We start from the raw sequence: 20,191 nt of genomic DNA, 5'->3' as shown, positions 1-20,191 counted from the left end.
TCCATCCATGCCGGAGATCCCCAAAATCATCTCGGTGGACGACCACATTGTGGAGCCGCCCACCCTGTGGACCGACCGCCTGCCCCGCAAGTACGCCGACGTCGGGCCCCGGGTCGTGCGGGAGAAGCTCTTCAAAGACCGGGCGATCATCAACCACATGCCAGAGTGGGTGGACAGCGATGTGGAGCGAACGATCGACTCCTGGCTTTATGAGGACCTCAAGCACCCCCTTATCCGGCTCAGCGCAGCGTCGGGCTACCCCAAAGACGATCTCGGTCCTCAGCCGATCACCTACGACGACATCCTCCCCGGTTGCTGGCAGCAACAGGCCCGCCTCGAGGACATGGACATCAACCACGTCGAGGCCGCGATGTGCTTTCCTATGTTCCCCCGGTTCTGCGGGCAGACATTCTTGGAGGCCGCCGACAAGGAACTGGCCCTGTTGTGCGTGCAGGCCTACAACGACTGGATGATCGAGGAGTGGTGTGCCGGCACCGACGGCCGGCTGATTCCCCTGCCGCTGATCCCGCTATGGGATCCGAAACTGGCCGCTGCCGAAGTGCGCCGCAACGCTGAGCGGGGAGCGCACGCCGTCTCGTTCACAGAGCTGCCCACCAACCTCGAGCTGCCGTCGATCCACGATGCCGACGGCCACTGGGAACCGTTCTTCGCCGCCTGCGAGGAGACCGACACCGTGGTGTGCATGCATATCGGGTCGGGGTCTCGCATGCCGTCCACCTCGGCCGATGCCCCGCCCGCGGTGATGTCCACGCTCACGTTCAACAACGCCATGGGATCGCTGGCCGACTGGCTCTTCTCCGGGGTGTTCATCCGCTACCCCGAGATCAAAATCGCCTACAGCGAGGGGCAGATTGGCTGGATCCCTTACATATTGGAGCGGGCCGACGTGGTGTGGGAGCAAAACCGGGGATGGAACGGCGTATGGGGGGTGATTCCCGAGCGGCCCAGCACGTATTTCGCCGATCACGTGTACGGGTGCTTCTTCGACGACCACCACGGACTGGCCAACATCGAGGCCATCGGCACCGACAATGTGACCTTCGAAACCGACTACCCCCACAACGACAGCTCTTGGCCCCACACCAAGGAGGTGGCCGAGAAGCTGTGCGAAGGGCTGTCCGACGAGGTGATCTACAAGATCATGCGGGGCAACGCCATCAAGATGCTCCACTTGCCCTTCGACCGGTAGTGGTCGAGCCCGGCGCATGATCTACGACTTAGTGATCGTCGGCGGGGGCTCCACCGGCGCGGTCCTGGCCGCCCGGCTGACGGAGAATTCAGGCACCTCAGTGCTGCTGCTGGAAGCCGGGCCTGTTGAGCCCGATCCCGAAGCCGACCGGCTGGGCGCGGTGGACTTCTCCCACACCGGGCGCGACTGGGGCTTTCAGGCCCGCACCACCGGAGACGCCACTGCCCCCTACCCCCAGGGCCGAACCCTGGGCGGAGGGTCGTCGGTGAACGGGGGCGTGGCACTGCGGGGGATGCCCAGCGACTACGACTCCTGGGCCAGCCCCAACTGGAGTTGGGAGGCCATGGCCCCCTGCTTCCGTCGACTGGAAGACGACCCCCTCGGCGGCGACCTCCACGGAATGGGCGGCCCCATCCCCATCCGGCGGGCAGCCAAAGATGAGCTGGTTGCTCCCCAGCAGCAACTCCTGGCCGCCGCCGAAGACAACGGCCTGGCCTGGATCGACGACCACAACGACGGCGTGTCGGAGGGCATCGGCCCGTCACCCCAAAATGTGGTGGACGGCGTGCGGGTGTCAACCGCCATGGCCTACCTCCGCCCGGCCGACGGGCGGCCCAACCTCCACATCATCGGCGGGGCCTTCGCCCACCACATCGTGATCGAGCGGGACCGGGCCACTGCGGTGGCCTATTCGCCGAGCGACGGCAGCCTGGAGCAGGCCCGGGGCCGCCACATCGTGGTGTGCGCGGGAGCGCTCAACTCCCCCGCACTGCTCTTGCGCTCCGGCATCGGCCCGGTACTGGACCTGGAGGCGGTGGGCATTCGCTCTGTGGTCGACCTCCCCGGCGTGGGCGCCAACCTCATGGAGCACGTGGGGGCGTTCATCTTCGTGGTCCCGCCCGAGGAAGCGGTGACTACCGACATGGTGCAGCACCAACTGCTCATCCGCTACAGCTCCCCGGAGAGCCCGGTAACCAACGACATGCAGATCGGCATGATGAACCACTGGGACCTGAGCCAGAACGAGCCTTTGGCCGAGGTCTGCGGCTCGGAGCTGATCTGGGGCATCTGCGCCGGCATCCAGGTCCCCCGGTCCCGGGGGCGGCTGCGGGTGCTGTCGCCTGACCCTGGCCACCCGCCGGTGATCGACCTCAACCTTTTGGACAGCCCGGACGACGTCGCCCAGCTCGTGCACGGCCTGCGCCTCTGCCACCGTTTGGCCACCCATGAGGCATTGTCGGAACGATTCGAGCGGGTAGCCGTTCTCGACGAGGCCGCCTTCGCCAACAGCGACGACGATGCCCTGGCCGACTACGCCCGGCAGTTCAGCTTCCCGTGGTACCACGCCTCGGGCACCTGCCGGATGGGACCCGACCCCTACGTCGGCGACGTGGTGGACGACTTCGGCCGGGTCCACGGCATCGACCGCCTGTCGGTGTTCGACGCCTCCATTCTCCCGATGATCCCCCGAGCCAACACCAACCTGACCTGCATCGCGGTAGGCGAGCGGGCCGCCGAAATGCTGAAATGAAGGTCTGAGAAAAGGAGCGCCATGAGCCCCACCGCCATGATGATCTCGTCCGACTCCCACATCATCGAGCCGCCCGACCTTTGGACAGAGCGGGTGACCTCTGGGCCGATGGCCGAGCGGGTGCCGCAGGTGCGCCGCGAGCCCGGCGGCGACTGGTGGTACATCGACGGCCAGCGCTCAATGTCGTTTCTGGGCTTCCAGGCCGGCAACCGGTTCGACCAAGATCCCACCAAGCTCCGCATCGAGGCATCGTTCGACGAGGTCCGCCCCGGTGCCTACGACCCCGAGAAGTTCATCGCCGACAACCGCACCGACGGGGTGGCCGCATCGGTGATCTACCCCAGCGAGGCGCTGCTGGCCTACAGCATCCCCGACTCCGAGCTGTGCTCGGTGACCATGGCCGCCTACAACGACTTCATCGCCGATTTCTGTGCGTATGACCCGCAACGTCTGAAGGGCATAGCCCTCATCAATGTGGACGACGTTGACGAGGCCATCGCCGAGATGACCCGTTGCCGCAACATCGGCCTGTCCGGCGCCATGATCAGCGTGATGCCCCCGGCGGGCCAGGGCTACGACCACCCCCGCTATGAGCCCTTCTGGGCAGCCGCGGTGGATCTCGACGTGCCCCTATCTATGCACGTGGCCACCGGTCGACAACTCGCCAGCGCCAGCGGTCAGACCAAGAACGACGTCCGGGCGGTATCAGAGGCCGCGTTCTACCTGCAAGACCACTTCGTGCGGAAGTCGCTGGGCGAGATGATCTTCGCCGGCGTATTCGAGCGCCATCCCCAGCTCAAGGTGGGATCGGTGGAACACGAGGTGGGCTGGATCCCGTTCTGGCTGTTCCAGATGGACTACTGCTACACCGACCGGCCGCTGCGGGGCGACTGGCACCGCTTCGCCGATCCCGACGCCCGTCCCAGCCACTTCTTCAGCTCCAACTGCTTCGTGAGCTTCCAGGAGGACGCGGTGGGCGTGCGAGTGCGGGACACCTTCGGCACCCACACCCTGATGTGGGGCTCCGACTACCCCCATACCGAGTCCACTTTCCCCCGCTCCCGAGAGGTGGTGGCCGATACCCTGGCCGACGTGCCCGCCGACGAGAAGCAGCTGATCCTGAGGGACAACTGCGCCACCCTCTACGGCTTCGACCTCGACCTGCTCGCAGCCGACCTATCGGGATAGCGGGATGCGCATTGCGTTCGGGACCGATGAGGCCACCGCCCTGACCGACGCCGTCAAGCAGCATCTGGCCGACGGTGGCCACAACGTGGTGGTGGCCGCAGCAGAAGGAGCACCGTGGCCCGATGTCGGCCGAGCGGTCGGTGAGGCCGTGGTGGACGGCAGTGCCGATATCGGGGTGGTGTGCTGCTGGACGGGAACCGGGGTGTCGATCGCAGCCAACAAGGTGCCTGGCGTGCGGGCCGCCTTGTGTGCCGACGCGGAGACCGCCCGCGGCGCCCGCCGCTGGAACGATGCCAACGTGCTGGCCCTGAGCCTGCGCCTCGTGTCCTCGGAAGTGGCCACCGAGATGCTCGACGCCTTCCTGAGCACCGAGCCCGACCCCGGCGAGTCCGCCGAGATAGCCAAGCTCTCTTGATATGAGAGTCCGAATCGGTGTTGGGGTAGGAGGCGGGACGGCGTCGGGAGACCCAGAGGTGTTCGGCGCAGTGGTCGACGGACTGGAGCGGCTGGGGTTCGACTCGCTGTGGGTGGCCGAACGGGCCAGCGGTCCCGCACTAGACCCGGTGGTGGCCATGACCTTCGCGGCCGCTCGAACCACCCACCTCAAGTTCGGGCCCAGCGTGATGGTGCTGCCCGGCCGCAATCCGGTGCTTTTGGCCAAGACCATGGCCAGTCTCGATCGCATCTCCAACGGCCGGCTGCTGCCCGCATTCGGGCTTGGCGTGGCCGACACCGCCGAACACCAGGCCTTCGGTGTGGCCCGCATGGACCGGGCGTCCTGGTTCAACGAGGCGCTGCCGCTCATGCGTCGGCTGTGGACCGAGGACGTGGTGGAGCACCATGGCCCCCGCTTCCACCTCGACGCCGCCCGGGTGGACATCAAGCCGGTCCAGCAGCCCCTGGACGTGTGGATGGGGGGTATCGCCCCCTCTGAGCTCCGCCGGGTTGGCCGGCTGAGCGACGGCTGGCTGCCCTCCTTCGTCACCCCCGATGACGTGCGAGGCGGCATCGCCGCCATCAAACAGCACGCTGACGAGGCCGAACGGGAAATCGACCCCGAGCATTACGGAGCGCTCTTGACCTACGCCGATGGCCCGCTGCCCGACCGGTTCCTCGAGCTCATCAAGCTGCGCCAGCCCGACAAGAACCCGAGTGATCTAGTGGCGCCGAACCGCCAAGAGCTTCGCTCAAAGATCGAGGCGTTCATCGAGAACGGCGCCTCGAAGTTCGTGGTCATGCCCCTGGGGGAGCCCCCGGACTGGAAGGCCGAGATCGAAGCCTTGGCCGACGACCTGCTGCCGTTGCAGGACTGAGACGGCTACGAACCGAGGGCTTGCTCCAGATCGGCCAGCAAGTCTTCGATGCTCTCGATGCCGACCGACAAGCGCACCAAGCCGGGATCCACGGCCAGCGGAGAGTCGGCCACCGACAGATGGGTCATGGTGGAGGGCTGCTCGATAAGCGATTCCACTGCCCCTAGCGACTCGGCCAGCCGGAAGACCTTGGTGGCGCTTACTGTGGCCACCGCGGCCGCCTCACCCCCGGCATGGATGAACGACACCATCCCACCGGGGCGGCGCATCTGCTGAGACGCTATGTCGAACCCTGGGTGATCAGACAGCCCGGGATACAGCACCCGGTCGATCGCGGGATGTCCAGCCAGGAACTTGGCCACCGCTTGGGCGTTGTCGCAGTGGCGGTCCATGCGCACCCCCAACGTCTTGACGCCCCGCAGCAGCAAGTAGCAGTCGAATGGGCTGGGCACTGCGCCCACCGCGTTCTGGACGAACGACAGCCGCTCGGCCAGATCATCCCGATTCACGGCGATAAACCCCCCGACCACATCGGAGTGGCCGCCCAGATACTTGGTGGTGGAGTGCACCACTAAATCGGCCCCCAGCTCCAGCGGGTTCTGGAGGTACGGGGTGGCGAAGGTGTTGTCCACCACCACGTCGACCCCCGACGCGTGGGCCACATCGGCCACCGCAGCGATGTCCACCACGGCCAGCATGGGATTGGTGGGCGTTTCCACCCATATCTGGCGAGTTTCGGGGCGGATCGCCCCGGCCAGCGCGTCCAGGTCGGCCAAGTCCACCGCCGACCACTCGATGCCCCGCTCGCCGTACACCCGGGCAATGAGCCGGAACGTCCCCCCGTAGGCGTCGGTGCCCAGAACAACATGGTCGCCGGGGCGCATCATGCCCACTACCGCGTCTTCTGCGGCCATGCCGCTGGCGAACGCCATTCCGTGCTCGGCCCCCTCGAGCCCGGCCACGCACCGCTCCAGCGCCACCCGGGTGGGGTTGGAAGTGCGGGCGTACTCGAAGCCCTGGTGCTGGCCCGGTGCGGCCTGCACGAAGGTGGTGGCCAGGTGGATGGGAACGGTGATGGCGCCGGTGGCCTCGTCGGGCTCTTGGCCGACGTGGATGGCCCGAGTGTCGAAACCCCAGTCGCCGGCGCTCATGAATCAGGATCCGACGGGCCCGACGACAAGAAGCTCAGCACGTCGGTACTGGTCATCACCGCCCGGGGACGGCCACCGTCTAGCACCAGCAGGGCCGGAGAGCGCTCCAGCTTGGTCACCGCCAGCGCCACCGATTCGCCGATACCGATCTGTTCCAGAGGACGGCTCATCACGCTCTCCACCGGCTGGCCCAGCAGGTCGCCGTTGAAGGCCAACTCCATGAGCTGAAGCTCGTGGACCGCCCCCATGACCTCAGCGGCAGCCAAGGGCATCTCGCCTTTGGCCACCGGCAGCTGGCTGACTCCGTGGTCGCGCATCTGGGTCACCGCCACACTTACCGGATCTTCGGGCTTCACGTATACCAACGGGGGCAGCGCCCCTTCTTTGGCGTCGAGCACGTCCTTCACACAGGGGTGCTCACCGATCAGGAAGCCATACGACGCCATCCAGTCGTTGTTGAACACCTTGGACAGATAGCCCCGGCCGGCATCGGGCAGCAATACCACCACCACATCATCGGGTCCGCAATCTTGGGCCACCTCCAGAGCGGCGCACACCGCGGTTCCCCCCGATCCGCCGATCAGCAACCCCTCACGCCGAGTCACCAGCCGAGCCATGTCGAAGGAGTCCTGGTCGGAAATCGGGATCACCCGATCAACCACCTCGGGGTCGTAGGTCTCGGGCCAGAAGTCCTCGCCGATCCCCTCCACCAAATAGGGCCGGCCCGACCCCCCACTGAACACCGAGCCTTCCGGGTCTCCGGCCACCATTTGGATATCGGGGTTCTGCCGTTTGAGATAGCGCCCCACCCCGTTGAGCGTGCCGCCGGTGCCCGCCCCGGCCACGAAGTGGGTGATGCGCCCGGCGGTCTGCTTCCACAACTCCGGTCCCGTGGTCAGCTCATGCGACAGGGGATTCACTTGATTGAAGTACTGGTTGGGCCGGTAGGCACCGGGCGTCTCGGCCACCAGCCGCTCTGCGGTGGAGTAGTACGAATCGGGGTCTTCGGGATCCACCGCCACTGGGCACACCACCACCTCGGCCCCGTAGGCCCGCAGCAGCTGCACCTTCTCCTGGCTCACCTTGTCGGTCATCACGAAGACGCAGCGGTAGTCACGCTGGGCGGCCACCAAAGCCAGGCCCACGCCGGTATTTCCCGAGGTGGGCTCGATGATGGTCCCACCTGGCTTCAGCAGCCCTTCTCGCTCGGCCGCGTCGATCATCGCCACCGCAGGCCGGTCCTTCACGCTGCCGCCCGGGTTCAGCATCTCCAGTTTGGCCAGCACCTCGCACGACACCCCGTCGGCGATGCGCGGCATCCGCACCAACGGAGTGTCTCCAATGAGATCGAGGATCGAGTCTGCGACCTCCACGCCCATAAACTACCCGGCGGTATGGAACCGCCTTGTATCGCAGTGGAGCCCGACTGCTGGCGGCGACCGGCGCTGGCCGACGCAGTGATTGCCGGTGGCGGCCGGGTGACGGCCCCCTCTGAGGCCGAGGCGCTGGTTTGGGCCGAGCCCGCGGCCCCCGAGCTCTTGCCCGGTGTGCTGGAGGATGGGGCGGGCATCGAGTGGGTGCAGCTCCCCTACGCCGGGATCGAGAACTTGACCCATTTGCTCGACCGCGACCACCGCTGGACCTGCGGCAAGGGGGTGTACGCCGAACCGGTGGCCGAGCATGTGCTGATGCTGGCCTTGGCCGGCCTGCGGGGGATGGGGAGTTTTGCCCGGGCTCAGAACTGGTCGCCGCCGGAGGGCCGGAACCTGCTGGGCGGCCGGGTAACCGTGCTGGGCGGCGGGGGCATCACCGAGTCGCTGGTGAGGCTGCTGGAACCGTGGGACTGCCGGATCACCGTGCTGCGCCGCCATCCTCTGCCCATGGACGGGGTCGAGCGAGTGGTCGGCCCCGAAAGCCTGCACGATGCGCTGAGCGACGCCGATGTGGTGGTGGTAGCACTAGCGCTGACCCCAGAGACCACCGGCATCATCGACGCCGCCGCGCTCAACGCCATGGCTGCCCACGCCTGGCTGATCAACGTGGGGCGGGGCCGTCATGTGGTTACCGACGATCTGGTGGAGGCGCTGTCTGCCGGGTCCATCGGCGGCGCCGCTTTGGACGTGACCGACCCCGAGCCCCTGCCCGAGGGCCATCGCCTCTGGAGCTTGGACAACTGCCTCATCACCCCCCATGTGGGCAACACCCCCGAAATGGGTTTGAAGCTGCTCGCCAATCGGGTCACCGAGAATGTCCGCCGCTACATCGCCGGCCAGGAGCTGCTCGGCCCCATCGACGTCGACCTCGGGTACTGACCTAGGCGTTCCGGACTAAGGACCGATGATCCGGTCGAACTGGGCGGAAGGCTCTTCGATGGTGATGACCCGCATGGGGCGATCGGTTGGCGCGTGGAGACCGGTGCCGAAGGTGACCGGACCGGCCGCCAGATCCTCGCCATCAAATCGCCGGAGTTGGACGGCCACCGCCCCCGGGTCGACGGTGCCGGCCCGCTCCACTGCCCGGACATAGGCCTCAACGGCGTCGGCGCCGGTGATGGCCCGCCCGTCTCTGGCAATGTGACCCTCGGTCGCGAAATAGTCGGCCAGTACCTGGCGAACCGCGGGGCTGGGATCGGGAGAATCGGTGTAGACCGAGGCGTACGAGAGCATGGTGAAATCGCCAACACCGGAAACATGGCCGATCCAGAAGTCGCCGTCCATGGTGGAGTTGGCGAAGATGGGCTGGAGAATGCCAGAAGCCCGAATCGGGGCCAAGATCTCCGGGGCCACGAGTCGAGTCCCGCAGAACACGATGGCCTCGGGACTGTTGTTGACCAGCCCAGAAAGCACGGGCTCGAGCAGGCCAGGATCGGTGGGCTGATAGCGGTAGAGACCGGTCACCCGACCTCCAACGGCCTCGAACCCCAGCTTGAAGGCTTCGCATACGGCAACCGCTTCTGAACTGGTCTCGTCGATTATTGCCGCCGCGGTGGTGAACCCGCGATCAGCCATCAACGCAACCAAATACTGGGCTTCGGTGCCCACTGGTGTGCCCAAAGAGAAGACGCGATCCCCCAGTTCCCCAGTCGTCCATGAGGCGTCGTGCCGCAAGGGCTGATCACCAGGGTCCCCGAGCTCTCCAGCTCCTTGAGGGCCGGTTCCGCATAAGCGGCATCGCAGGTCATCAAGACCATGTCGATGCCGTCCAGCAATAGCTGCTCGGCACCCTTGTGCATCGCAGACAACTCGGTGTGGCTGTCGATGTGCCGCAGAACCACCGGCCGGTCCAGCAGGCCACCAGCCTCGTTCAGGGCGTCGATTCGAGTTTGGGCGGCCACTAGCGCGGGCTCGTCGTAAGCCGCCAGGAACCCGGTGGTTGCCATCAGGGCGCCGATCACGATGGCGTCTTCTGCAAGCGGCACCCCATCGGGAGTGGCAGTGGGCAACGCAGGCGCATTTTCGACCTGCTCATCCTGTTCACCCGCGATGGGCGCGGGGCTCACCACCGTGCCCTCGCTGAACAGGCCACACCCCGACAGCACCAACAGCACCACCGCCACCAGCAGCACCGGCCGAGCGCCGGGCAGACTCATCACACCTTGGGCGGCCGAGCGCCGGGCAGACTCATCACACCTTGAGGTCGCGGAAAGGAATGCCCTTGTCGGCTCGCGGCTCGCGGGGCAGGCCGAGGATGCGCTCGCCGATCACGTTGCGCTGGATCTCCGGTGTGCCCCCACCGATCTTGTGGGCAAAGTGGCCGACCATCTGCCAGACCCAGCTGTCGTCGTTCAACATACCCTCCGGCCCCAGCAGCTCCATGGCCGTCTGGCTGGTGTCCCGAATGTGATCGCCAGCGAGGATCTTGGTGATCGAGGCCTCGGGGCCTATCTCAGTGCCCTGGCTCAATGCGGTGTACACCCGCATACCCAGGTAGCGGAGAACTTCTGATCTGATCCACGCCTCGGCCAGAGATTGGCGAACCGCCGGATCGCCGGTTTGGCCCTTGTGGCGAGCCAATTTCACCAGGGCGGGGACATCCACTCGGGACGATTGGGCGCCCACCGCGGCGCGTTCGCTGTTCAGGGTGGTCTGAGCCACCGCCCAGCCATTGTTGACCCCGCCGATCACATTCTCGGCTGGGACTCGCACATCGTCGAAGAACGTCTCGTTGAACTCGGCCCCTCCGGTTATCTGACGCAGGGGCCGCGGATCCAAGCCCTCCGTGTCCATCTCCACAAAGAAATAGGTGAGGCCTTGGTGCTTGGGCACATCCGAATCGGTGCGGGCCAGCAGGATGCCCCAGTCGGCCAGATGGGCATAGGAATTCCATACTTTCTGACCGTTGACCACGAACTCATCGCCGTCTCGGACCGCTCGGGTCTGGAGTCCGGCCAAATCGGAGCCGGCGTTGGGCTCGCTGAAGAGCTGGGCGAACACCATCTCCCCCCGGCGGATCGGGTCCAAGAATCGCATCTTCTGCTCGTCGGTGCCCCACGCCATGAGCGTGGGAGCAGCCATGTCCAGCGCAGCCATGAATATCGACATCACCACGCCGTAGCGGCCTTGCTCTTCTTCAAAGATGATGGCCTCCATGGTGGAGGCCTCCCGCCCCCCGTATTCCGTCGGCCAGTCCAAACAAGCCCAGCCATCGGCGGCTAGACGGGCTTGCCAGGCCCGGGCCCGGCCGGCCATTTCTTCCTCTCGCCCCGCGTTGATGCCCGGATTGAACATCTCATTGAATGCCTCCGGCGACCCCTTGGCCGGCGCGTTGGCCTCCAGCCAAGCCCGGGCCTCAGCCCGAAACGCTGATTCTGAGGGGGTATCGCCGAAATCCACGGGGACAGGTTAGGGGCGAACCATCACCTTGCACTGGTCGGTGGGCGATTTGATGGCCTCGAAAGCACTGGGGAGGCCGTCGAGGTCCACGGTGTGGGTGATGAACGGGGCCGGATTGATGCGGTCCTGCTCGATCATGGCCAAAGTGTGGGCATAGTCCTGATGGCGGTAGTACACGGGGAAGGTCATGGTCAGCTCTTTGAGCGAAGCGAAGACCGGGATGATGGGGTCGGGCCCAGAGCAGATGCCCACCACCGCAACCCGCCCTCGGTGGGCAGCCGCATCGATGCAGGTTTGGATGATGCCCGGTTTGCCCACCGCCTCTACCACCACGTCAGGCGGAGCGCCGGCCAGTCGTTCGAAGGCCGGCCCCAGCTCCTCACTTTCGGGGTCGATGACCCCGGTGGCCCCGAAGTCGCTGGCCGATTCCCTTCGCACGGCTACCGGATCGCTGACCACCACGCTGCGAGCCCCAACGTGTCGGCTCCACAGGGCGACGGCCAGGCCCACCGGTCCGGCACCCACAATGAGCACATTGTCCCCGGCGGCGATGCCCGCGGTGTCCACTGCGTGCAGTCCGACGGCTAAGGGCTCCACCAGCGCGCCCACGTCGTAACCACAACTCTCCGGCAGGCGGAACGTCTGGGTGCTGGACACGGTCACATACTCGGCATAGGCCCCGGGTCGGACACCGGTCCCGATCATCTCTGAGTGGGGGCAGTGGACCGGCAGCGTATCCCTGCAGTGGTGGCAGCTCCCGCACCCCACCAACGGCAGCGCGCACACCGCATCGCCGGTCTTCCAGTCACCCACCGGGTCGGCCCCAACAGCCACCACCTCGCCGGAGAACTCGTGGCCCATGGTGTAGCCGATGGGCAGGTGGTCGACGACCTTGAGGTCCGACCCGCAGATGCCGCATCCCTTTACGGCTAATACCAGTTCGCCCGTCCCCGGCGCGGGGTCGTCCACCTGGGCTACTTCCAGCGTCCTGTCCTCGGCTATGACCGCAGCCCTCATCAGGTTCTGCCTCCCCTCCAACGGCTGGTCACGCCTGTGCCGCCTCCAGTTCCTGCTCTACTCGGGCGATCTCACTCCGATACCACCCGGCCTCCTGGAAGTTGCGCAGACCGAATTGCTCCGCCATCGATTGGAGGGCAGCGAGCTTGGCCGACAGCGCCCCAACGTGGACGGCGTCAGCAGCCAGAACCATGTCGGCAAGGTGCAGGGCCTCGAGTACCTCACCGGCGGCTAGCCGTTGCTCTGCGCGGGCAACCAGGGCATCGGCCCCGGCCAGGTCCACCACATCGGGGTAAACCGCCTCGGGGGACGTGGCGTACAAGTCTGCGGTGGACTGATAGGTGAACCAACCAGCCAGCCCCTCCCAGATGGCCCGAACGCCCCAGTCCACCCGGCCGTAAGTCTCATTCAGGGGAGAGTCGTCGGGAAGACGGATCTCCTTCATGAGCGTGAAGGGGTCTTTGCCCTCGTTCATTCCGTCGATCACCCGGTCCCACACCCACTCCACTCCATCGTGCATGCGGGTGAGCACCTCTTTGACCTCTTCTTTGCCCACCACCGGCTCGAAGTGTCCGGCCAGGGCGATCTCCGGCTCTAGGTCGCGAACCTCGCGCAGCGACTCCATGTATTGCTGAGCATCGCGGTAGGGCTCGCCCCGCAAGGTGAACAGGTTGGGGAAGGCGTCGATGATCGGGCCCCAGAGGTCGCCAACGAAGGCGGCCCGCAGTTCGGGAACCCACACCGTGAGCCCGTCGGGACCCTCGGCACCGGGGGTGTGCATCACCTCGAAGGTGAGGTCGCCCACTTCGAGGGTGTGGGAGCGGTCGACCACGATGTCGGCCTCGATGGGCGGGGTGGGCTCCACTCGACCGGAATCGGTGCGGAGGTTCATGGCCGCCCCCCACAGGATCTTGGCCCTGTCCACCCGGAACTGGGTGAGCTGGCGGTATTGCTCATCGCGCTGAAGGCACAGGCGGTGGGCCACCACTTGGGCCCCCTCTCGCGACCAGCGCCGGTGACCGCCGATGTGGTCCTCGTGGGCGTGGGTCAAAACGATGTAGCGCACCGGGTTGCCGGGAGCGGCCGAAAGCTGGCGATGGAAGCGGCGGGCATCGCCGGCCAGTCCGGCGTCGATCATCACGCTGCCCTCAGAGGTGGCCACCTTGTAGGCGTTGGCCGTGCCCTCCGCCATCCAAATCCGGTCGGCTACCTCGTTTGCTGTCTCGGGGCCGTCCCTCCCAATCAGCTCCGAGACCCGCTCGTCAGCCATCAGTCCTCAACCCAAACCCAGCGGCCCGACGGCGCCGCCACTCCCTCGGGCCGCTCCATGCATTGCACATCCAAATGGATGGGCAGCAGATGGCGCACGTAGAAGGCGTGCACGGTCACGGTGGGCATTACCAGGTCGTTGTAGCGCTTGATCTCCACCCGGGGATCCTTCTCCTGCCAGGCCTCACACTTGGCCAGGCATGTATCGACCTCTTCCCGGGTGTCGAACAGCAGGCCGAGATGATCGAACGGCGGCGGGGCCATGGGCTCCTTGTGCTCGGCCAGCAGGATGAACTGGCTGGTGGCCGGATCGGTGGACAGCAGCAGCGCGGTCTGCTTGAGGATTTGGGTGTCGGTGGCGGTCCAGCCGAAGACATCGCCATAGAACTCGCGCACCTCAGCCCGGTAGTCGTCGGTCAAGGTACCCAAGGGAAGCGTCAGTTCCATGTGGTTGAAGCGCATTTTGGCCATGCCGCAGCGTAGCCTGACACGATGATGCGATCTTCTGCCGCCAGGCTGTGCTGGGCGTTGTTGCTGGTTCTGGCGCTGCTGGCTGGCGCCTGCGGGAACGACGACGAAGGAACCACCGAACCAGCACCGGTGGCCACCACTACCGCCGAGGCCACGCCCGCCCCCACCCAGCCCCCTGCGCCTGAGGCCACACCCGAACCAGAGCCCACCCCCGCGGCTACGTCGGCACCGACCCCAGATCCCGCACCCGAGGCCACACCCGAACCAGAGCCCACTGCTGAGCCGACCCCCGAGGCCACGCCCGCTCCCGAGTCCGAAACGCATCCGTCAGGGCTCGACATCGCCGCCATCGAGGCTGCGGCAACCGGCTGGATGGAGAATGCCCGCATCCCCGGCCTGGTGCTGGCCGTAGCCCAGGGAGGCGAGGACCCGTGGACGTTCGGATGGGGCGTGAGTGATCTCGGTACCCAAGAGCCCATAACTCCGGGCGATTACGTCCGCATCGGCTCGGTGACCAAGCCGGTCACCACCGTCGCGGTGCTGTCGATGGTGGATGAGGGCCTCGTCGACTTGGACACTCCGGTCACCGCCTATCTGGGCGACGACTGGTACGGCAAATATGAGCACGGCCCCCAAATCACACTCCGGCATCTCATGGGACACACCACCGGGTTTGTGGAGTACGCCTTCGACCAGGGGTTCTTCGTGCTGGGCTCCGCCCGGCTGGGCGTGCCCATCGCCCCCGAGGAGATCGTGCGGTTCACCACCAACTACGGGCCGGTGGCCGAGTTCGAGACCGAGTACAATTACAGCACCGCCGGACACGTCATCGCGGGGATGATCATCGAGGCGGTCACCGGCAATCCCGCCGACGTCGAGATCAGGTCCCGCGTGCTGGCGCCGCTGGGCTTGGAGAACACCTATCTGCCCCCCAATGAGCTTCCGCCCGTTCCGGTGATCGACAGCTACAACGGAGGGCTCCTATACTACGCGTTCACATCTCTGACAAGAGTTCCCGACGGCGCCCGGTACAACTTCATGGGCAACGACTACCTCTCCACCGACGACTACCCCCAGGAGTTCTTGCAGACGGCCGGCTGGACTGGCGGCGGCATTGAGACCCTCATCGGCGACGTTCCGACGATGTTCCGAGGGCTGTTCACCGGAGGGCTGATAAGCGATGAGTCGCTGGCTGAGATGACCTCTGCGGGGGTCAACCCCGGATACGGCCTCGGCATCAGGATAGACGACATCGGCGGTCGGCTGGCCTACAGCCACGGCGGCGGCACCCCGGCATTCCGCACCCGCGCGCTCTACATTCCCGAATTGGATCTGACGCTGGCCGCAACGGCCAACGTCTTGCCTCCCGACCCCGATATGGACGAGTTCATCGACGCCCTGCTCCCGATCGTGATGGAGAGTTGGGGGCTCAACTAACTGTGACCCTGACCGCCTGGAACGACGCCGCCGCCCAGCTCACCGCGCCAGGCGCGCTATTCGCTTGGTCGATCCAAGAGGTCAACGGCATCCCCGTTCGGGTTTTCGACAACGCTCCCGGTTCGCTGAGGGACTTGTTCGCCGGCACCGCGGCCCACGGAGAGGCTGACTATTTGGTCTACCGAGACGAGCGCATGTCGTACGCCGAGGCACACCGCCAAGTGCGGGCCCTGGCCGCGTGGTTGGCCGAGCACGGCGGGGTGGGTAAAGGCGACCGGGTAGCCATTTCCATGCGCAACTACCCCGAGTGGATCATCTCCTACTGGGCGGTGGTGTCGATGGGTGCGGTGGTAGTGGGCATGAACGCCTGGTGGACCGCCGCGGAGATGGCCTACGGGCTAGACGACAGCGCGCCCAAGGTGCTGGTGATCGACGGCGAGCGCTGGGAACGCCTGGCTTCACTCGACGACCGGCCAGAGATGCCGGTGGTGGTGACCCGGTGCGACGAGGAACTGCCACCCGAGGCAATCCGCTGGTCCGACACGGTGGCCGACCCCGACCCGCCCGGTCTGCCCGACGTGGCCATCGATCCCGACGACGACCTTTGCGTGTTCTACACCTCGGGAACCACCGGCTTCCCCAAGGGGGCGGTGATGACCCATCGGGCCGCGGTACACAACGTGATGAACATGGGCTTTTATTCGATGGCCCTGGGAATGATCAACCAAAAAGAGCCCATGGCCCGAGACCAGCGTGACCAGCCGGCCGGACTGGTATGTGTGCCGCTGTTCCACGTCACTGGTTGCAATTGCTACCTGCACCCCACCACCGCGGTGGGCGGGAAGCTGGTGCTCATGTACCGCTGGGACGCCACCGAGGCCCTCAAGCTCATCGACGCCGAGAGGCCCAGCACCCTGGCCGCAGTGCCGGCTATGTCTCGGGAGATCGTCTTGCACCCCGACTTCGACCGCTACGACACCACCAGCCTGGGCTCGCTGGGGGGCGGGGGCTCGCCGCTCCACCCCGACCTGGTGGACAAGATCTCCCGGTCGATCCCCAGCGGCAACCCCGGCACCGGCTACGGCCTGACCGAGACCAGCGGCGTGGTCACCATGAACGTCGGCCCGATCTACAAAGGCAAGCCCACAACCGTGGGGCCGCCGCTACCCACCGTTGAAGCCAAGGTGGTGGACGACAACGGTGACGATCTGCCTTCTGGCCAACCGGGCGAGCTGCTGGTGCGGTCCCCCATAGTCATCCGGGGCTACCTCAACAAACCGGAGGCCACCGCCGAGGCCATCACCGACGGCTGGCTGCACACCGGCGATGTGGCGGTGATCGACGAGGACGGGTTCATCGCCATCGTGGACCGGGCCAAAGACCTGGTGATCCGAGGCGGCGAGAACATCGCCTGCGCCGAGGTGGAGAACGCCATCTACCAGCACGACGCGGTGGCCGAGGCCATCGTGTTCGCGGTGCCCGACGAGCGCCTCGGCGAGGTCCCCGGCACCGCCGTGGTACTGCGCCCCGGCCGCGATCTAGACGCCGACGGCCTGCGAGCCCATCTGGACGGCCGCCTCGCCCCCTACAAGATCCCCGCCCACATCTGGTTCCAAGAAACCCCCCTCCCCCGCAACGCCTCCGGCAAGTATCTGAAGCGCCAAGTCCGCGATGAACTGCTGTCGCCCTAGGCGACCGAACCCGCCAGCCCGATAGCCTTTCCTACGTGACCACCGCCACAGAAGACCGCTACACCATCATCTCCTCCGACTGCCACGCCGGAGCCAACCACAAGACGTATCGGGAGTATTTGGAGTCATCCTGGCATGATGAGTTCGACGCCTGGCGGGGCAAGTACCGCAACCCGTTCCGCGACCTGCAAGACGACGGCCGGTCCCGCAACTGGGACAACGACCGCCGCATCTCCGAGCAGCACACCGACGGGGTGGTGGCCGAGATCACCTTCCCCAACACCGTGCCCCCCTTCTTCCCCACCGGCACGCTGATCGCCCCCCAGCCCACCGACAAGGACCTCCCCCGCCGCCTGGCCGGCATCCGGGCCCACAACCGGTGGCTGGCCGACTTCTGCGCCGAGTACCCCGAGCGCCGAGCGGGCATCGGCCAGATATTCCTCAATGACATCGACGAGGCCGTGGCCGATGTGAAGTGGATCGCCGAGCACAACCTGCGGGGCGGGGCGCTGATCCCCAGCATCGCCCCCAACTCCGACCTGCCCCCGCTGTTCCACCCCCGCTACGACCCAGTGTGGGCGGCGTGCGAGGAGCACGACCTGGTGATGACCCTGCACTCGGGCGGAACAGGGATGCCCGACTACGGCGACTCCCCCGCGGCCGGGCCGATGTTCGTGATCGAGACCCCGTTCTTCTCCAACCGCTCCATGTGGCACCTCATCATGGGCGGGGTGTTCGAGCGCTACCCCGGCCTCAAGGCGGTGTTCACCGAGCAGGGCTTCGGCTGGGTGCCCGACATCTTGCGCCGCCTCGACGGCCTCCACGCCCAGATGTCGATGACCGGGCGCACCGGCGAGCTCGGCTTCTCCGCCGACTCGGTGCTGCCCGAGAAGCCCAGCTTCTACTTCGATCGCAACATCTGGATCGGCATCAGCTTCCCCGGCCCCAACGAGATGCGCCTGCTCGACCGGGTGGGCGACCACAAGGTGATGTGGGGCTCCGACTACCCCCACGTGGAGGGCACCTACCCCTACAGTCGGGAGGGCATTCGCTACGCCCTGCACGACCGCGACGAGGAGTCGATGCGCCGCATCCTGGCCGGCAATGCCGCCGAGGTGTACAACTTCGACCTCGACGCCCTGGCCCCGTTGGCCACCGACCACGGCCCCACTGTGGCCGAGATCGCCGAGCCCCTCACCGACATCCCCAAAGACGCCACCTCCCCCGCCTTCTGGGGCAAGTAGGGCTAAAGCCAGCACCAGCTGGGCTCATTTCCGCCGAAGGCCGCAACCAGAAAGGCACGCTCATGGTGAAAGACATCCGCGATGTGACCCCCGACCAGCATTGGGATGCGTTCGAGGAGATCTGGACCGGGCTCATGTCCTACCGGTACCTCAACAAGACCACCCCGGCGCTGGACACCGGTTTTGCCGACGACGAGCTGGAGTCGATGCCCCTGCGCCACGACATGCGCAACGCCCACGGCGGGATCATGGCCGCCCCGCTGGCCATCGGCTGCCCCGAGCCGAGTTGGAACGACGATCTGGTGGTGCCCGCCCCGGTGGTGTCGTTCACCCAGATCCTCGACGATGCCCGAGGCGTGGACCGGATCGAGGTGTACCGCGAGGTGATCAACTTCGGCCGCACGATGGGATTCACCCGTTCCAAAGTGGTGGATGCCGCCGACCACTCCCGAGTCATCTCCACTTCGGCAGGAATGGGAGTGAGCCTGGGCGACGTGCCCGACGGCTACGAGGCGGTGGACAACCCGCTCATCCCGGTGGAGGACTCCCCCGACATGCCCCGCCTCCACGAGGTGTTCGGCGTGGTCAAGGGCGACGACGGCTGGTACCGGCTCCCCGAGCTCACCAAGGAGTTCTCTGCCCCCCACGCCGCCCTGCACCTCGGCCCCATCCACATCGTGTTCGACCTCACCGCCCATGAGCTGGTTGAACAGGCGGCCGGCACAAACCGCATCCAAGTGGAGACCTGGTATGTGATGTTCGTGAAGCCCGGCCTCGTCGGACCGTTCCGCTGCGAGGCCGAGGCCATCACCAGCCTCAGCGGCCGGATCAGCGTCAACCTCACCCTGTTCGACGAAGGCCGCGACAACCGCACCATCACCACCGGATCAGGCGTCTTCCGGGTGGTCTAGTCCCGCCCCCACAATTGAGCAGCCACCCCACCGCCCGCCCGGTACCGTGGGATCAAGCCCGGGTGGCGGAATAGGCAGACGCAGGGGGCTTAAACCCCCCAGCCCTCAAAGAGGGCGTGTGGGTTCGACTCCCACCCCGGGCACGAATCGGCTGTCCTCACCCCGATTGGCTGAGAGGACGGCCGACCCGGCCGCACCAGCTAGAGAGGACTAGGCCAGAGGCCATCACCGAGACCAGCGGGAGAGCTCTAACCGTGTTTTCCTATGCTGGGCGGATGGGCAGACAAGACCGCCTTGCATCCGAACTAGTCATCAAGGAGTCTCCGATGAGCTTCACTGGTTCGGCGAAGCGCATCCGCCGGGCTGTCTACAGCAGGGTGCCCGAGCAGCCTTGGGGCCTGCTGGCAGCCGCCGTCGCGCTCATCCTGCTGGTCTACCTGGCATGGCTGGCAGTGCTGGGCTGGTATCTGATGTTCGGATTGTTCTTGATCCCGTCCCGGCTGTTACGCCGAAAGCAAGTACATGCCGAAGTCGAGGCGCTGCGCCACCGGGAGCTGATCGAGGCGATACGCGAATCCGGCAAGGGACGCGAAAAACTGCCTGGTGGCGCGGGAGGGCGCAACTCCTAGTCTCCGAGTGAGAAGGATCAAGGCCAGGGTCGTTGGCGGATTCACACTCTGGCCATCGCCGAAATGAAAGGACCGCCCCGACAGTAGGCACATCCACCGAATACCGTTTCCCCAGTTCATAGCCCTCTACAACCGAAGAGCAACCCTGCCGGTGAGGAGACTGTCGGGCCTACCTTTGATCCTTAGGTGGAGCATCCCCCCTCTGTTAGGTGGAGTCCCCGACAATCAGTCGAGTCGGCCTGGGTCAGGGGTGCTGGCTGGAAGCCCTTGTGGATGAATGGGGTGGACCCTTTCACA

At 66.1% G+C, this 20,191-nt stretch carries 19 protein-coding genes and 1 tRNA gene; 12 read left to right on the top strand and 8 right to left on the bottom strand.

Annotated features, from left to right (window positions below; all coding sequences use genetic code 11):
• The first annotated feature begins 7 nt into the window (after positions 1-7).
• From ACOQPI_RS07695 to ACOQPI_RS07675, 5 genes are read left to right on the top strand one after another with little or no spacing between them, the layout of a single operon-like run.
• The gene (locus tag ACOQPI_RS07695) at positions 8-1,210 is read left to right on the top strand and encodes an amidohydrolase family protein (RefSeq protein ID WP_420619089.1); all 1,203 of its coding nucleotides are present in this window, start codon (positions 8-10) and stop codon (positions 1,208-1,210) included.
• 16 nt (positions 1,211-1,226) lie between these two features.
• Complete coding sequence (locus ACOQPI_RS07690; RefSeq protein WP_420619088.1) at positions 1,227-2,741, top strand: GMC family oxidoreductase; 1,515 nt, start codon at positions 1,227-1,229, stop codon at positions 2,739-2,741.
• A 21-nt stretch (positions 2,742-2,762) separates the two neighbouring features.
• Complete coding sequence (locus ACOQPI_RS07685) at positions 2,763-3,929, top strand: amidohydrolase family protein (RefSeq protein WP_420619087.1); 1,167 nt, start codon at positions 2,763-2,765, stop codon at positions 3,927-3,929.
• A 4-nt stretch (positions 3,930-3,933) separates the two neighbouring features.
• Entirely contained in the window at positions 3,934-4,344 is a 411-nt protein-coding gene (locus ACOQPI_RS07680; protein ID WP_420619086.1) for an RpiB/LacA/LacB family sugar-phosphate isomerase, read from the top strand.
• Between the two features lies 1 nt (position 4,345).
• Positions 4,346-5,242, top strand: coding sequence for an LLM class flavin-dependent oxidoreductase (locus tag ACOQPI_RS07675; RefSeq protein ID WP_420619085.1), 897 nt, complete (start codon positions 4,346-4,348; stop codon positions 5,240-5,242).
• Positions 5,243-5,247: 5 nt separating this feature from the next.
• Here the strand turns inward: ACOQPI_RS07675 and ACOQPI_RS07670 are convergent, their stop codons facing one another.
• Complete coding sequence (locus ACOQPI_RS07670) at positions 5,248-6,393, bottom strand: cystathionine gamma-synthase (protein ID WP_420619084.1); 1,146 nt, start codon at positions 6,391-6,393, stop codon at positions 5,248-5,250.
• Positions 6,390-7,766: a cystathionine beta-synthase gene (locus ACOQPI_RS07665; protein WP_420619083.1), complete on the bottom strand. Its 1,377-nt coding sequence runs from the start codon at positions 7,764-7,766 to the stop codon at positions 6,390-6,392. Before ACOQPI_RS07665 ends, ACOQPI_RS07670 begins: the two co-directional genes overlap by 4 nt.
• A gap of 21 nt (positions 7,767-7,787) precedes the next feature.
• Here ACOQPI_RS07665 and ACOQPI_RS07660 point away from each other — a divergent pair, with 21 nt between their 5' ends.
• Positions 7,788-8,705, top strand: a complete 918-nt coding sequence (locus tag ACOQPI_RS07660; protein ID WP_420619082.1) for a D-isomer specific 2-hydroxyacid dehydrogenase family protein — start codon at positions 7,788-7,790, stop codon at positions 8,703-8,705.
• Positions 8,706-8,720: 15 nt separating this feature from the next.
• Here the strand turns inward: ACOQPI_RS07660 and ACOQPI_RS07655 are convergent, their stop codons facing one another.
• The 6 genes from ACOQPI_RS07655 to ACOQPI_RS07630 are packed head-to-tail and all read right to left on the bottom strand — an operon-like array spanning position 8,721 to position 13,982.
• The gene (locus ACOQPI_RS07655) at positions 8,721-9,434 is read right to left on the bottom strand and encodes an ABC transporter substrate-binding protein (protein WP_420621005.1); all 714 of its coding nucleotides are present in this window, start codon (positions 9,432-9,434) and stop codon (positions 8,721-8,723) included.
• Complete coding sequence (locus ACOQPI_RS07650) at positions 9,401-9,982, bottom strand: ABC transporter substrate-binding protein (protein ID WP_420619081.1); 582 nt, start codon at positions 9,980-9,982, stop codon at positions 9,401-9,403. The genes ACOQPI_RS07655 and ACOQPI_RS07650 overlap by 34 nt, the downstream gene beginning before the upstream one ends.
• Positions 9,983-10,016: 34 nt before the next feature.
• Positions 10,017-11,225, bottom strand: a complete 1,209-nt coding sequence (locus ACOQPI_RS07645) for an acyl-CoA dehydrogenase family protein (protein ID WP_420619080.1) — start codon at positions 11,223-11,225, stop codon at positions 10,017-10,019.
• 9 nt (positions 11,226-11,234) lie between these two features.
• The gene (locus ACOQPI_RS07640) at positions 11,235-12,242 is read right to left on the bottom strand and encodes an alcohol dehydrogenase catalytic domain-containing protein (RefSeq protein WP_420619079.1); all 1,008 of its coding nucleotides are present in this window, start codon (positions 12,240-12,242) and stop codon (positions 11,235-11,237) included.
• Between the two features lie 28 nt (positions 12,243-12,270).
• Positions 12,271-13,512, bottom strand: a complete 1,242-nt coding sequence (locus tag ACOQPI_RS07635; protein WP_420619078.1) for an MBL fold metallo-hydrolase — start codon at positions 13,510-13,512, stop codon at positions 12,271-12,273.
• Positions 13,512-13,982, bottom strand: a complete 471-nt coding sequence (locus ACOQPI_RS07630; RefSeq protein ID WP_420619077.1) for a hypothetical protein — start codon at positions 13,980-13,982, stop codon at positions 13,512-13,514. Before ACOQPI_RS07630 ends, ACOQPI_RS07635 begins: the two co-directional genes overlap by 1 nt.
• A gap of 21 nt (positions 13,983-14,003) precedes the next feature.
• Here ACOQPI_RS07630 and ACOQPI_RS07625 point away from each other — a divergent pair, with 21 nt between their 5' ends.
• The 6 genes from ACOQPI_RS07625 to ACOQPI_RS07600 all read left to right on the top strand — a co-directional run bounded on the left by ACOQPI_RS07625 (position 14,004) and on the right by ACOQPI_RS07600 (position 19,894).
• Positions 14,004-15,419 carry a serine hydrolase gene (locus ACOQPI_RS07625; RefSeq protein WP_420619076.1) on the top strand — a complete coding sequence of 472 codons (1,416 nt, stop codon included), beginning with the start codon at positions 14,004-14,006 and terminating at the stop codon, positions 15,417-15,419.
• A gap of 2 nt (positions 15,420-15,421) precedes the next feature.
• A complete protein-coding gene (locus tag ACOQPI_RS07620; protein ID WP_420619075.1) occupies positions 15,422-17,110 on the top strand; it encodes a class I adenylate-forming enzyme family protein in 1,689 nt (562 codons plus the stop codon).
• Positions 17,111-17,145: 35 nt separating this feature from the next.
• On the top strand, positions 17,146-18,354 hold the full coding sequence (locus ACOQPI_RS07615; protein WP_420619074.1) for an amidohydrolase family protein: 1,209 nt from the start codon (positions 17,146-17,148) through the stop codon (positions 18,352-18,354).
• A 62-nt stretch (positions 18,355-18,416) separates the two neighbouring features.
• The gene (locus ACOQPI_RS07610; RefSeq protein WP_420619073.1) at positions 18,417-19,265 is read left to right on the top strand and encodes a hypothetical protein; all 849 of its coding nucleotides are present in this window, start codon (positions 18,417-18,419) and stop codon (positions 19,263-19,265) included.
• 56 nt (positions 19,266-19,321) lie between these two features.
• Positions 19,322-19,408: transfer RNA gene (locus ACOQPI_RS07605), tRNA-Leu, on the top strand.
• 132 nt (positions 19,409-19,540) lie between these two features.
• Positions 19,541-19,894 (top strand): hypothetical protein, encoded by a 354-nt coding sequence (locus ACOQPI_RS07600; protein WP_420619072.1) that lies wholly within the window; start codon positions 19,541-19,543, stop codon positions 19,892-19,894.
• The last annotated feature ends 297 nt before the right edge of the window (positions 19,895-20,191 follow it).

Origin of the sequence: Candidatus Poriferisocius sp. (genome assembly GCF_965219815.1) — a bacterium.
Lineage (GTDB): Bacteria > Actinomycetota > Acidimicrobiia > Acidimicrobiales > Bin134 > Poriferisocius.
This window is presented reverse-complemented; position numbering and strand designations above follow the sequence as displayed.

What these genes read in the sequence shown, in the direction of transcription:
- ACOQPI_RS07660 (WP_420619082.1), top strand. Translation starts at nt 7,788, where the DNA reads ATGGAACCGCCTTGTATCGCAGTGGAGCCCGACTGCTGGCGGCGACCG.
- ACOQPI_RS07640 (WP_420619079.1), bottom strand. Translation starts at nt 12,242, where the DNA reads ATGAGGGCTGCGGTCATAGCCGAGGACAGGACGCTGGAAGTAGCCCAG.
- ACOQPI_RS07625 (WP_420619076.1), top strand. Translation starts at nt 14,004, where the DNA reads ATGATGCGATCTTCTGCCGCCAGGCTGTGCTGGGCGTTGTTGCTGGTT.
- ACOQPI_RS07610 (WP_420619073.1), top strand. Translation starts at nt 18,417, where the DNA reads ATGGTGAAAGACATCCGCGATGTGACCCCCGACCAGCATTGGGATGCG.
- ACOQPI_RS07675 (WP_420619085.1), top strand. Translation starts at nt 4,346, where the DNA reads ATGAGAGTCCGAATCGGTGTTGGGGTAGGAGGCGGGACGGCGTCGGGA.
- ACOQPI_RS07600 (WP_420619072.1), top strand. Translation starts at nt 19,541, where the DNA reads ATGGGCAGACAAGACCGCCTTGCATCCGAACTAGTCATCAAGGAGTCT.
- ACOQPI_RS07690 (WP_420619088.1), top strand. Translation starts at nt 1,227, where the DNA reads ATGATCTACGACTTAGTGATCGTCGGCGGGGGCTCCACCGGCGCGGTC.
- ACOQPI_RS07650 (WP_420619081.1), bottom strand. Translation starts at nt 9,982, where the DNA reads ATGAGTCTGCCCGGCGCTCGGCCGGTGCTGCTGGTGGCGGTGGTGCTG.
- ACOQPI_RS07695 (WP_420619089.1), top strand. Translation starts at nt 8, where the DNA reads ATGCCGGAGATCCCCAAAATCATCTCGGTGGACGACCACATTGTGGAG.
- ACOQPI_RS07630 (WP_420619077.1), bottom strand. Translation starts at nt 13,982, where the DNA reads ATGGCCAAAATGCGCTTCAACCACATGGAACTGACGCTTCCCTTGGGT.
- ACOQPI_RS07685 (WP_420619087.1), top strand. Translation starts at nt 2,763, where the DNA reads ATGAGCCCCACCGCCATGATGATCTCGTCCGACTCCCACATCATCGAG.
- ACOQPI_RS07635 (WP_420619078.1), bottom strand. Translation starts at nt 13,512, where the DNA reads ATGGCTGACGAGCGGGTCTCGGAGCTGATTGGGAGGGACGGCCCCGAG.
- ACOQPI_RS07680 (WP_420619086.1), top strand. Translation starts at nt 3,934, where the DNA reads ATGCGCATTGCGTTCGGGACCGATGAGGCCACCGCCCTGACCGACGCC.
- ACOQPI_RS07670 (WP_420619084.1), bottom strand. Translation starts at nt 6,393, where the DNA reads ATGAGCGCCGGCGACTGGGGTTTCGACACTCGGGCCATCCACGTCGGC.